The organism is Candidatus Deferrimicrobiaceae bacterium, from assembly GCA_035256765.1.
GTDB lineage: Bacteria > Desulfobacterota > Deferrimicrobia > Deferrimicrobiales > Deferrimicrobiaceae > CSP1-8.
This window is the reverse complement of record DATEXR010000003.1, coordinates 1-12124: the sequence shown is the minus strand read 5'-3', so window position 1 is coordinate 12124 and position 12124 is coordinate 1. Positions and strand designations below refer to the sequence as shown.

Below are 12124 nucleotides of genomic sequence, written 5' to 3'. Positions count from 1 at the left end.
GGATCGAGGGAGGGGATCTGGCCCAGGGGGCGGCGATCTCCCTGTTCCTCTTCCCCGTGCTGGCCGGCGTCGCAACCCTCATGCTCCGGCTGGCCCGCCGGGCCGAGGTGGTGTGATGACCGGCATCCGGAAGCTGGCAGGCCGGGGGGGGCTGTACGCGGTGATTGCCACCTTCGCGTTCCTCGGGGCGTTCCCGTTCTACTGGATGATCATCGCGACGTTCAAGACGGACCATGATCTCTTCAGCCCGTTGAACAACCCGTTCCTTTTCAACGAGCCGCCCACCCTGGACCATCTGAAGCTTCTTTTCTTCGACACGCACTTCGTCACCTACCTCGTCAACACCTTCTGGGTCGGGACGGCCGTGGTCTTCATCACCCTCGCCATAGCGGTCCCGGCAGCCTACAGCCTGGCACGGTGGGCAAGGGGCTGGGGGGAGGCATTGGGGATCGGGATCTTTTTGACCTACCTCGTTCCCCCCACGATCCTGTTCATCCCCCTTTCCCGATTCGCCGCCGCGCTGGGCCTTCAGGAGTCTCTCTGGTCGCTGATTCTCATTTACCCGACCTTCACGATCCCCTTTTGCACGTGGCTGCTGATGGGGTTCTTCAAGACGATCCCGAAGGACATCGAGGAGCAGGCGATGATCGACGGGCTGAGCCGGCTGGGGGCGATGGCCCGGGTCGTCCTGCCCCTGTCGGTCTCGGGGCTCCTGACGATCGTGGTGTTCGCCTTCACCCTCACCACGCACGAGTTCATCTACGCCCTGACCTTCATCTCCGTATCGGTCAAGAAGACGGTCTCGATCGGCGTGCCGACGGAGCTCGTGCGCGGAGACGTGTTCCAGTGGGGGCCACTGATGGCCGGGGCGTTGATCGCCAGCATCCCCGTGGCCGTCGTCTACACCTTCTTCCTCGACCGGTTCATCGCGGGCTTCACGATGGGCGCGGTCAAATAGCGTCGCCCGCGCAACTCCTCAACGGACTTTCAGTACGATCTTGCCCCGGACGTGGCCCGCCTTGCTCCGCCTCTGGGCCTCGGCCGCGTCCCTCAAGCCCATCTCCTCGATGACGGGAGCCCGGACGGCCCCGCTCTCCACGAGGGCCGTGATCCTGCGCAACTGCTCGCCGTCGGGCGACACGAAGACATACGCCGTCTTCACGCCGAAGGAACGCGCCATCTCCTCGTCCGGGGCGTCCACGATGGAAACGAGCATGCCGCCCCTCTTCAGCACCTGGTAGCATTTTCGCTGCGCGTCCCCCCCCACGGCGTCGAAGACGAGATCGATCCCGCCGGGTTCCCGTTTCCTTACGGCGTCGACGAAATCCTCCGCCGCGTAGTCGATGGCCACGTCCGCGCCCAGGGATGTCACGTACTCGTGGTTCGCCTTGCGGGCCGTCGTGTACACCTTCGCGCCGGCGTGCTTCGCGAACTGGATCGCCAGGCTTCCGACGCCACCGGCCCCCCCGCGGATGAGCACCCTGTCCCCCGCGGAAAGGTTCGCGGCGTCGAACAGGGACTGCCATGCCGTCAGTCCGGCCAGGGGGACAGAGGCCGCCTCGGCAAACCCCACGTTCTTCGGCATGAGCGCCACCGCGGCGTGGTCCATCGTCACGAACTCGGCGTAGGTGCCGAACCGGACCTTCGGCTTCCGGCAATAGGCGTACACCCGGTCGCCGATCCGGAACTCCGTGACGTTCTTTCCCACACCCTTCACCGTCCCGGCCGCGTCCCATCCGGGGATGACGGGGAACTCGTGGGGGAACAGGCCCGAAAGCATGCCTTCCCGGATCTTCCAGTCGACGGGGTTTACCCCCGCGTAGGCGATTTCGATCAGCACCTCGGTATCGACCGGCTCGGGGGGATGAACGTACGACGGCTGCATCACCTCCGGTCCTCCGAACGTTTCGATCAACATGGCTCTCACGGTTTTCCCTCCGCGCTATCTGAAACGGGGATCCCGCTACCAGGAAACGGATCTGTTACCCTTAGGATAAGGGACTGTGATAATGGTTTCGGTAGCGGATGCGAATTCCGGGGAGAAGGAGAGAGAGTGCGATGAGACCCCCCGATGGCCCCGGTCTCCTGATGGTCGGATTCGAGGGGAAGTCGTTGCCGCCCCGGCTGGCCCGGCAAATCCGGGGGTGGGCGTTGGGCGGGGTGGTCCTTTTCTCAAGAAACGTGGAGACCCCTCGCCAGGTCCGGGATCTGTGCCGGGAAATCCGCGCCGCCGCCGGGGGGGGACAGCCCGCGCCGCTCATCGCCATCGACCAGGAGGGGGGCAGGGTGATGCGTCTCACGGCTCCCGGGTTCACCCGGTTTCCGCCCGCAAGATGCTACTCCCTCTTTCGTTCCCGCTCGTCGCGCGTGGCCGGGGCCGCGGGCGAGGCGATGGCGGAGGAACTTCGCGCCGTCGGCGTGGACATCAACTTCGCCCCCGTCCTCGACGTCGACAGCAACCCGGAAAACCCCGTGATCGGGGACCGGGCCCTTTCTTCGGATCCGGAAAGCGTCGCGGAACTGGGGATCGCCTTTTCCCGGGGGATGCTCTCCCGCGGGGTCCTCCCCGTCGGGAAGCATTTCCCGGGGCACGGGAATACCGCCTCGGATTCCCACGGGGAGCTTCCCGTCGTGCGAAGCTCCCGGGCGATGTTGCTGAAAAGGGACGTTTCCCCGTTCCGGCGCGCCATCCAGGCCGGAATTCCCGCCTTGATGACCGCCCACGTGCTCTACCCCGCCCTCGATCGGGAGTTTCCCGCCACCCTGTCGGAGAAGATCCTTGGCGGGCTTCTGCGGAAGCAGCTCCGGTTTCGCGGCGCGGTCTTTTCCGACGCCCTGGAGATGAAGGCCATCACGGGCACGCTCGGGATCGGCGACGCCGCCGTGCGGGCCGTATCGGCCGGGTGCGACGTCGTCCTGGTGTGCGCGGGGGAGAAGGCCCGGGAGGAGGCCGGAGAGGCGATCGCCCGCGCGTGGACGGACGACGGGGATTTCCGGAGAGCCGCCCGGGCGTCTATCCGCCGGGTGGAACGCCTCCGGGAATTTCTGTCGCAGGGCGGGGCTCCCCGCCCTGCCCGTCGGGCGTCCCTGCGGCAGGTGGGGACCCGGCGGCATCGGGAGCTGTCCCGTCTCCTGTTCGCTCGGTGGGAAAGTAGCGGGCAAGCATCCCGGGCCGGTAGATCCGGTAATATTGGAGAAGGTTGAAGAAGACCCTCCGGAGATACGAGCGCGTTTCCCGGTAGGACATCCTTTCCAGGAACAACGCCGGGTCGCCTTCCGCATTCTTCCACCACCTCGACACCGCCGCCTCCCCCGCGTTGTAAGCCGCGACGGCACGGATGTAGTCGCCGTCGTACCCGCGCAACAGGCGGGAGAGGTACGCCGCCCCGAGAGCCACGTTCACCTCCGGGTTCAGCAGGTCGTTCCTGCGAACCTTCTTCCGGACCTTTTCCTTCCGGGCGACCTCGGCGGCGGTCCGGGGCATGAGCTGCATCAGCCCCACCGCCCCCGCCGGGGACAGGGCGTTGGATTGGAAGAGGGATTCCTGCCGGATGATGGAGTGGAGGACGAGGGAGTCCACCCCGGATTTCTTTCCGTCGCAATCGCCTAAATATTGCGGCGCCAGCGGATATTGGAGGCGGTCGATGAGCCCCACCGTCGACTGGTCCGAGGAAATCCCGATGGTATCGCGGATCGCCCCCCTCAGGTCTCCCGAAAGGTACCGGAAGAGCCCGGGCGTCCCCCCGTCGGCCAGCCCCGTCGCCTTCCGGATGGCAGCCCGGTCCACCCGCTCCGCCTCCAGGATCGCGTATTCGACCAGCCCCAGCAGGGTGAGGCGCTCCGCGCGCCGGACCTTCTCCGCGTCCTCCTTCGACCAGGCGCCGCCCCGGATCGTCCCCCAGAGCCTCTCCTTCTCCTGCCCGCATTGGGCGGTCTCCCCGCTGGAGGGAGCATTGAGCATCTCGAAGGGGTCCTTCCCCAGACGCAAGCTGGCAAACATCGCGAAGGGGCCCGCGCCGTGATCCGCCGCGAGCGCCCGGAAAAGCGCATCCCCCTTCTCCTTCTCGCCGGAATCGACGAGGGCCCTCGCCTTCCAGTACGCGTGCCGCGCCCGCTCCACCGGCGACGCCGCCGTTTTCTCACCCGCCTCGAACGCCGCGATCGCCTCGGCGTAACGGTTCTGCCGGTAGAGCCCGAACGCGTGGCGGAACACCGACTCCTGGCGGATCTGCTCGTCCCGGGCCGCGGAAAGCTTCCCGAACTGTTCGGTGGCCGTTTCGAGGTCCTCCTCCTCCTCGGATATCCATGCCGCCTGGTACCGGGCGCGCTCCGCGGTCGCCGGACGCGCCTCGCCCTCCGCGATCGCGAGAAACTTCCGGCGGGCTTCCGCGGTCCGGCCCGCCTTCCACTCCACCCTCGCGGAGAGAAAATCGACGTCCGACCGGAAGGAGGGGGGTGCCTCCTTCACCGCCCGTGCGAGCAGGGTGCGCGCTGCGGAAGTCTCTCCCTGCTTCCGCAAAAACTCCGCATAGTCGAGGAGGACGGTGTAGAAATCGTCCCCGGGGGAAAACTTCTCCAGCGCCTCCTGATAAACGGAACGGGCGCGTTCGTCCTCCCCGGCGCGGAACAGGGCCTTGGCGTACTTGCCATGGAAGGAGACGGGAAGGCCCAACTCCGACAGCTTTCCCTCCCGGCGCCATTCCCAAAGACGTTCCATCGACAGGACCGCCCCTTCCTGCACCGTGTAGGAGAAGAAGTTCTCCAGATGCGCCTCCGCGGCGTTCCGCAGCCCGACGTTCCCTTCCTCCCCCATCCCCTTCTCCTCCATCAGGCGCGCCTCGATATACTTCTCGGCCGCCTTCCGCCCGTTCCCCGCGACTTTCCCCCGCGAGACCTCGATATATCTCCTCGCGGCCGGAAGATCGTCCGCCTTCGCCGCGGCGAAGGCCAGTTCATGGGCGAGATACGGGGCCAGCGGGGACTCCGGAAAGGAGATGACGAGCCGGTCGAGGGTCACGGCCGCCTCTGCGGCTTTCCCCTCTTTCGCCAGGGCAACACCCGTGAAGAAGAGAACGTAATCCCCGAGGTCGTATTCGCCGGCGGAAAGGCCGCCAAACGTTTCTCTTGCCTCGGCGAATCTCTCCTCGGACAGAAGGACCCACCCCTCGCGAAACACCGCGTCCTGGGAGGAGAGGGGACCGGTCTGTCCGGGCGAGGAGAGAACGAGCATCAGGAGGAAAGATGCGATGAGGCGTGCGTATATCAACAGACCGTCCTTTTCCCGATCATCCGGAATCGTATCCCAGTATGGTATTATCGGCGATAAAACTTAAAACATGAAACTAAAAGGGAAATACCCTAAAAATCTGTCCCCAAACTGTCCCCAGAACACTCCCCTTTTTGATGGTTTTATTATTGGTGAGTTGCCAATGGCGTGTCCGTGGAATGTCCGTGGATACTTGGAAGGAAGTCACAGAGGAAAGGTTAGCCTACAGGACGCGCAAAGGAAAAGGTCAGGAGAGAGAACCCCGCCCTTTCCTTTAGTGTACCCCTCAACAGTTCTTATTTTCTTTTCATGAGATGAGTGGATGCAAACGTGATAAAATCTACACCTACTCTTCGGAGCGTCAATCCATCCACTGAACCTCTCCCCAGGAGGTTACGCCATGACGCCCACGTTGCCCCTCTCCAACCATGACCTCGTACAGGCAGACGCCGAAATGATGCTTGATGTGAACTGGGGGAACATCGACGAAGCGATCTTGCAGGTCGATTCCTTCATCAAGATGACCTGGGACCACCACCTTCGAGACGCCCGAAATAATCCCGGACACTGGGGACGGGTAATCCTCCGGTTGAAGAACATGAAGCGGAGCCACGAACGAGCCGCTTAAGCTCTCGAAGAACCACGCTGGGCTGACAGTCCTATCTGCATCAGTGCACACACACGGAGTCTTGATCTCCGTTCCCACCCGAACGACTACCTTGCGCAGAAGCCTGCTTACCAGCCCCTCAACGGTAGAAAGAGATGAAGCAACTCATACATCCCATTCTGGGCTAGGTACTCAAGCAGAGCTACAATCGGCGGCCAGTTGCTGCGATAGGGATTGGCACAAGGCCCCGTATAGAGACCGCCACCGGGTCCGGTATACAGTCCGCCGTCCAGACCCGCATAGAGACCGCCACCGGGTCCGGTATATGCTCCCCCATCAGGCCCTATATATAGACCGCCGCCCGAACCGGTATAAAGTCCGCCGTTAGGGCCAGTATACATGCCGCCCCCAGGACCCTTGTAAAGACCCCCACCAGGTCCGGTATACGCTCCACCGCCCGGACCGATATACAAACCACCCCCAGGGCCCGTGTAGAGGCCACCCCCGGGGCCTGTATATCGATCCCTTGGCCAAGTATTGCGCGCCATGGAAGGAATTCTCGCACTCTGAACGGTAACTCGTCAATGCTAATGGAACATTCAATATTCGGCGGTTTGCCCAATGTTCGGGTAACCTGTCGGCAGGTCCTTGTATTGCTCGCCCCGCGCCGGGAATGATGCTGGGAATTAAATGATCGGCTTCCGATGTAATCGATATGCCATCGTTAATATCTTGATATTATTAGTTAAAAGTGGCGCCCCCGGGGTGACTCGAACACCCGGCAAACGGTTTAGGAACCGAAGCTCGTCTTGGATTTCATGGCACAATATGGTCACAAGGAACGTATTATGCTCTATGCCGCTCATCGTAAATAACCCACATAGTTTGAATATGAAGTAGTTATTCGGGCAACCGACCTTCGTGCCGGGATTCGGTATCGATCTACACGCCATGAATGATCGAGTCCTTCTTAGCTCCCCGGTCAGGAAGAATCCGGGCACTGGGAGGAAAGTCTTTCCGTGAGCTAACGCTCGGGCTAAGCTGCGGGGCCTAAACGAGAAACAGGGCAGCCGTCAGCTTCAGCCCGTAGTTAGGCAATCTATTCCCTATCATAGCTTCTTGATAACTTCGGACAGTGCTAGAACTTCGATGTCACCCGGACATTCTACCCAGTTGTGTATCCAACAAACTATGACGTCACAATTCTTTGGGTCGTGTCCGTGCTCATAAAAATTCTTGCTTGCATATTCAAATTCTATTTTGACAGGCTGCCACTGCCCCCGGGATACTTGCCGCTTGGCTTCACAGTCTGGGAAGCCACCTTGTATAGCTTCCACCAGAAATCCAAGTTCTCGAGAAACCATCCCGAAAAGAAATACAACGCCTTGCTCGTTGACCGGTTCGTGCCTCAACCCCCGAAAGTCGATGGGGTCGCCGTAAATCGGCCGGCTGTCGAGCTTCTCGTGCCACCGTTGCCCACCGCTTTGATGGCTTGTTTTCGGTTTAAGAATTTTCTTCTTCGTCTTCGGTTTGGATGAATGTCGTTCCAATATTGCCAATACATCTTCCCACTCACCAGAACCAGCGAAGAACTTGCTGAAAGCATCTGGGCTACGCTCCCGTATCAATCAAGACGAAAATACAATGGCTGATGGCGTTCCTGTCGTCCATGAAAGAACGAGGCGACATAAAGGACGTTCCCTCGAAACCGAAGATCAAGGTCCCAGTACGGGATGTTCGCGTACTATCCATCGAGGAACAGAGCCAGATCATTACCAATCTCGTCCCCCATCATCGAATCATATTTGAAACGCTGGCGGCGTTGGGATGCCGTCCGGGCGAGATATGCGCCCTCAAGAAACGGGACCTCGTGGGCGGTCGTGTGTATATCCAGAGGGCATTTGATAACGCGGGGCACTTGAAGGAAACGAAGTCGAACAAGATTCAATGCAAGATGCTTCCCCCCGACCTGTACGCGCGGCTCGGCGAACTATGCCGGGACAGGCTCCCCGAGGCGTTCATATTCTCGGGGCAGCGCGGCGCACCCTATCGGCCCGTCTACCTGACGCAACTATGGAAGACGGCGGCGAGGAAAGCGGAGATTCCCGTCCCCTTGTACGTCGGCACACGCCATTCCTTCGCCACACAGCGATGGGAGGAAATCCAGAAGGCGGGTGCAGATAAACTCGCAAGCGAAATGGGCCACGCAAGCGCGGGGACAACCTTCTCCCATTACGTCCGAACTGTACCCAATCTGTCCCCGGTGGAAAAAAAGCCATCGTAGGAAGCGAAAAGTAGAAGGGTTTTCTTCCTCGTGGTATTATCGGCGAAGTCTCGCCGAGAACTCAAGGAACCGGCCGAAATGATGGAATTCTCCCTCTCGACCCACCTCTTCGTCTTCCAGGAACTCGACGAGTCGATCGTCTCTCTTTTCCCGAAGTTCGGATTTTTTTCCGCCGAATTGTGGGCCATGCCGCCCCACTTCCCCTACGGTGACGCCGGTGCCGCAGGGCGGATCTCCTCCCTCCTGGCCCGCCACGGAATCCGCGTGGCAAGTCTTCACGCCCCCCTCTATCCCGACGTCCGCAGCTACCGGAAGGATCGCTGGTATTCCCTGTCGTCGGAGGATGAACCGCACCGCCGGCTCTCGGTGAACGCCGTGGCAATCGCGGGGAGATGGCTGGCGAACCAAGGCGGGGGAACGCTTGTCCTGCACACCGGTTTCCCCGCGGAGAATTGGTACCCGAGAAAGTGGGGTGCGTTCCTGGGGTCCCTGAACGAACTTCTCGAAACGGTCCCGGGCAATGTGCGGTTCGCCGTCGAAAACACGCCGGTTCCCTCGGGGCGGGTGGAAGTCGTCATGGACATCGCCGATCAGTATCCCGAAGAGCGGGTCGGGGTGTGCCTCGACCTGGGCCATGCCCACATCGAGGGGGATGTCCGCAGCGCCATCCGGGAATCGGCGCCCCGGCTCATCCACGTGCACGCTTCGGACAACGACGGCGACCAGGACGACCACCTCGTTCCGGGGCGAGGGGGAATCCCCTGGACCGGGGTGTTCGAAACGCTTCGTGAAACCGGCTTTTCGGGGCCGTTCACCGTGGAGCTTCGCGACCACACCCGGGGGGACCACCCGGAGTACGGCACGTTCGAGGAGATTCTTACCGAGTGCCGAGGCGCGCTTGCACGTTTCACCGGAGAAGGAGGACAAATCTGCAGGTGGACGAACGGGAAATCGGGATAACTCTTTCGGCGTTTTTCCACGGCCCGGCCCAGGTGGCCGGGGTCGTGGAACTGGCGGGGGACGCTTCCACCCGGCGGTACTTCCGGGTCCGGATGGGTCCTGGCTCCCCCCTCCCCTCCCTCATCATGATGCGATACCCGGACGAGATCCCGCCGGGACAGGAACTCCCCTTCGTCAACGTGCACCGATACCTGAAACAGGCGGGCGTCCCCGTGCCCGAGATCTACCATGCCGCGCCGGAGGCCAAGGCTCTGTTCCTGGAGGACGCGGGAGACACGCTGCTGGAGGGGGTCGTCCGGTCCGCCCGTTCCCCGGACGAGTTCCTGCCCCTCTACGAGCGTTGCCTGGAGATTCTCGTCCGGATCCAATGGGACGGGACGAAGGCGCTCGACGGGAAGGCGATCCCGTCCCGCCTCGCCTTCGATGTGGGGAAGTTCTCCGGGGAAATCGACTTCTTCTTCGAGAACGCCGTCCGGGGATACGGGGGGATCTCCCTGTCGGAAAAGGAGGAGCGCGCCATCGAGGACCGGTTCCTGCCGTTCCTTTCGGAACTGGCCGCGCTGCCGCGCGTGCTCGCCCACCGCGACTACCACAGCAGGAACATCATGGTGATCCCCGCCGGGGAGGGAAAAGCGGCCCCGCAGTTGCGGATCCTCGATTTCCAGGACGCCCGGATGGGGAACGTCTTTTACGACCTAAGCTCCCTGCTTCGGGATTCCTACGTGACACTGCCCGACAAGGCGGTCGATGAACTCGTCTACGTCTACCGGAACGCCGCCCCCGCGGCGCTCCGGCGGATGGGGGGGGATCCGGCCGCCTTCGCCTACCATCTCGACGTCTCCGCCCTTCAGAGAAACGTCAAGGCGATCGGCACATTCGGGAACCAGGCGCACAACCTCGGAAAGAGGTTCTACCTCCGGTTCATCCCACCGACCGTCGCCTTTCTTTCCTCGAACTTCGAACGGAACCCCCGGATGAAACCGCTGGCCCGGAAACTCCTCCCGATCCTTGCCGAGCTCGCGGGGAAGGCGGCTTCCGAGGCGACGCCGTGAGAGGGATGATCCTCGCAGCCGGCCTGGGAACGCGTCTGCGCCCGCTCTCCTATGAACTGCCCAAGCCCGTCATCCCCGTCCTCGGCCGCCCCCTGTGCACCTACAACATGGAGTTCCTCCGGCGGGCGGGGATCAAGTCGTTCGTAATGAACCTCCACACGCACCCGAAACTCATCCAGCAGCGCGTGGCGGGGTGGGCCGGCAAGCGCGCCCGGGTCGACTTCACGCTGGAGCCGGTCATCCTCGGCACGGGGGGAGGGATCGGGAACGCCCGGGAGTTTCTCAAGGGGGGAACCTTCGTCACGGTCAATGGAGATACGATCCTCTCCTTCCCCTTCGCATCCGCCCTGGCCTTCCACCGGGAGAGGAGAGCCCTGGCCACCCTGATCCTTTTCCCGGACCCTGCGCAACGGTACACGCCCGTCTGGATCGCGGAGGGGGGCCGGATCACCGGTTTCGGGAGCGAGGCCGGAGAGGGCACGCGGTCCGGCTTCTACACGGGGTGCCAGATCGTCGAACCGGAACTCCTCCTGCGAATCCCCCCGGCGAAGGCGTCGTGCATCATCCGGGAGACCTATACCCCCCTCGTGGCCGACAAGGCCCCCGTCTTCGGGTTTCTTTCCTCCGGGCGCTTCCAGGAATTCGGCACCCCGGCCGACTACCTGGAAGGGACCCTCTCCCTTTTGCCCGCCGGAGGGGAGGAAGCGGCGCTCCCGGGTCCCGAGGACGCCGGGTTCACGATCATCCCGCCCGTCTACATCTCCCCGAAGGCCAGGGTCGGCCCCGGGGCGCGGACCGGCCCGGGCGCCGTCATCGAGGAAGGGGCCACGGTCGGGGAGGGAGCGTCGGTCACTCGGGCCATCCTCTGGCCGGGGGCCGTTCTGCCGGCGGGGGAAGAACTCGTCGGCGCGATTCTTACTCCCCGTCGCCGCGTCGCGGTCGGGTGACCGGAGCCCGGAAGCTGCCTCCGGAGCACGCCTCTCTTCCCGGGGATCGCCGCGTAAAGTTTTTTCCCTTCATTTCCGATACATTGACGAGGGATGTTTTTCCCGCGACGACCGAATTGCGAGGGGGGAGGCCGGTCTTTCCGGAATGAAAAAAGTCAGGTTCCTATTTCCCGTCGTGCTGGCCCTGTCGATCGCCGGCGTCATCGCGTCGGCCATGATGGTCCACATCCTCACGATCATGCTGGTGCAGGAACTGACGGAGGGGACCTGGCGGATCAAGACCCTGCTGTTCGGGGCAGCGATCGCCCTTCTGGCCTTCCTTCTCTCCCTCATGTACCTGCTCTTCCGGAGCCGTATCCAGATGCCCCTTTCGGCCCTGGTGGAATATGCGCAGCGGTTCGCAGGAGCGGGCGACGGAACCGCCCGGGCCAAGGGCCACGGGAAAAAGGGGAAAGAGCTCGAGATGGCGGCCGAATTCGCCGATTCCAACCCCAACCTGATCTTAACCGTGACCAGGGACGGCAGGATCGTTTACGCGAACCGGAGCGTGGAGAGAATGCTCTTGCAGCTCGGCCTGCCGGCGCAGCACTACGAAATCCTTCTGCCGGACGAAACGGGGGAAATTGTGGAGGGGATTCTCTCCGGCGAGGAGAAGGACAGGCGGGTGGTGTGTAAGACGATGGGGAGGACCATCGACTACACGGCGATTCGCCTGGAGGAAGGCGAGGCCGTGGGGTTTTACGGGACGGACTTGACCAGGGAAACCGGGGACATGGAGGACGAAAAGGCGGTACGCCGGGCCGGGAGGGAGGCTTTCTGAGACCGCCTCTCCCCGATCGGAAGGGATCCGCGGCGCGGCGAACGCCCTAGTGTACCGTCTCGTAAATAGCTTGACGCACCGAGAGCGTCGATGCGCCGCGCCAGCAAGGCGCGCGACTGAGGCATACCGTTGAGTATGGTGAAGAAGCGCAACGAAGCGGGAGCGGATGCAGCGGCGCTCGAATGCCA

The 12124-nt window shown here is 62.7% G+C and carries 10 protein-coding genes and 1 pseudogene; 8 read left to right on the top strand and 3 right to left on the bottom strand.

The features are described 5' to 3' along the window. Positions 1 to 115: 115 nt before the first annotated feature. Positions 116 to 958, top strand: a complete 843-nt coding sequence (locus VJ307_00070) for a carbohydrate ABC transporter permease (GenBank protein HJX72519.1) — start codon at positions 116 to 118, stop codon at positions 956 to 958. Positions 959 to 976: 18 nt separating this feature from the next. On the opposite strand, the gene VJ307_00065 is transcribed toward VJ307_00070, so the two are convergent. Beyond that, the gene (locus tag VJ307_00065; GenBank protein ID HJX72518.1) at positions 977 to 1918 is read right to left on the bottom strand and encodes an NADP-dependent oxidoreductase; all 942 of its coding nucleotides are present in this window, start codon (positions 1916 to 1918) and stop codon (positions 977 to 979) included. Positions 1919 to 2058: 140 nt separating this feature from the next. On the opposite strand from VJ307_00065, the gene nagZ reads away from it, so the two are divergent. Then, the gene (gene nagZ, locus VJ307_00060) at positions 2059 to 3204 is read left to right on the top strand and encodes a beta-N-acetylhexosaminidase (protein ID HJX72517.1); all 1146 of its coding nucleotides are present in this window, start codon (positions 2059 to 2061) and stop codon (positions 3202 to 3204) included. 82 nt (positions 3205 to 3286) lie between these two features. Here nagZ and VJ307_00055 read toward each other — a convergent pair. Further along, positions 3287 to 4717, bottom strand: a pseudogene (locus VJ307_00055) (transglycosylase SLT domain-containing protein). A gap of 949 nt (positions 4718 to 5666) precedes the next feature. Between VJ307_00055 and VJ307_00050 the strand changes: the two are divergent. After that, on the top strand, positions 5667 to 5894 hold the full coding sequence (locus tag VJ307_00050; protein ID HJX72516.1) for a hypothetical protein: 228 nt from the start codon (positions 5667 to 5669) through the stop codon (positions 5892 to 5894). Between the two features lie 1088 nt (positions 5895 to 6982). Here VJ307_00050 and VJ307_00045 read toward each other — a convergent pair. Continuing rightward, positions 6983 to 7501, bottom strand: a complete 519-nt coding sequence (locus VJ307_00045; GenBank protein ID HJX72515.1) for a hypothetical protein — start codon at positions 7499 to 7501, stop codon at positions 6983 to 6985. Positions 7502 to 7542: 41 nt separating this feature from the next. On the opposite strand from VJ307_00045, the gene VJ307_00040 reads away from it, so the two are divergent. From VJ307_00040 to VJ307_00020, 5 genes are all read left to right on the top strand, one after another. Beyond that, complete coding sequence (locus VJ307_00040; protein ID HJX72514.1) at positions 7543 to 8157, top strand: tyrosine-type recombinase/integrase; 615 nt, start codon at positions 7543 to 7545, stop codon at positions 8155 to 8157. 78 nt (positions 8158 to 8235) lie between these two features. Next, entirely contained in the window at positions 8236 to 9117 is an 882-nt protein-coding gene (locus VJ307_00035; GenBank protein ID HJX72513.1) for a sugar phosphate isomerase/epimerase, read from the top strand. Next, entirely contained in the window at positions 9093 to 10169 is a 1077-nt protein-coding gene (locus tag VJ307_00030) for a phosphotransferase (GenBank protein HJX72512.1), read from the top strand. The genes VJ307_00035 and VJ307_00030 overlap by 25 nt, the downstream gene beginning before the upstream one ends. 5 nt (positions 10170 to 10174) lie before the next feature. Beyond that, positions 10175 to 11116, top strand: coding sequence for an NDP-sugar synthase (locus VJ307_00025; protein ID HJX72511.1), 942 nt, complete (start codon positions 10175 to 10177; stop codon positions 11114 to 11116). A gap of 145 nt (positions 11117 to 11261) precedes the next feature. After that, positions 11262 to 11936 (top strand): hypothetical protein, encoded by a 675-nt coding sequence (locus VJ307_00020; protein ID HJX72510.1) that lies wholly within the window; start codon positions 11262 to 11264, stop codon positions 11934 to 11936. Positions 11937 to 12124 lie beyond the last annotated feature (188 nt).

Excerpts from the sequence above, each read along its gene's own strand:
- VJ307_00025 (HJX72511.1), top strand. The coding sequence starts at position 10,175 with ATGATCCTCGCAGCCGGCCTGGGAACGCGTCTGCGCCCGCTCTCCTAT.
- VJ307_00070 (HJX72519.1), top strand. The coding sequence starts at position 116 with ATGACCGGCATCCGGAAGCTGGCAGGCCGGGGGGGGCTGTACGCGGTG.
- VJ307_00040 (HJX72514.1), top strand. The coding sequence starts at position 7,543 with ATGAAAGAACGAGGCGACATAAAGGACGTTCCCTCGAAACCGAAGATC.
- VJ307_00050 (HJX72516.1), top strand. The coding sequence starts at position 5,667 with ATGACGCCCACGTTGCCCCTCTCCAACCATGACCTCGTACAGGCAGAC.
- nagZ (HJX72517.1), top strand. The coding sequence starts at position 2,059 with ATGAGACCCCCCGATGGCCCCGGTCTCCTGATGGTCGGATTCGAGGGG.
- VJ307_00020 (HJX72510.1), top strand. The coding sequence starts at position 11,262 with ATGAAAAAAGTCAGGTTCCTATTTCCCGTCGTGCTGGCCCTGTCGATC.
- VJ307_00065 (HJX72518.1), bottom strand. The coding sequence starts at position 1,918 with ATGTTGATCGAAACGTTCGGAGGACCGGAGGTGATGCAGCCGTCGTAC.
- VJ307_00035 (HJX72513.1), top strand. The coding sequence starts at position 8,236 with ATGATGGAATTCTCCCTCTCGACCCACCTCTTCGTCTTCCAGGAACTC.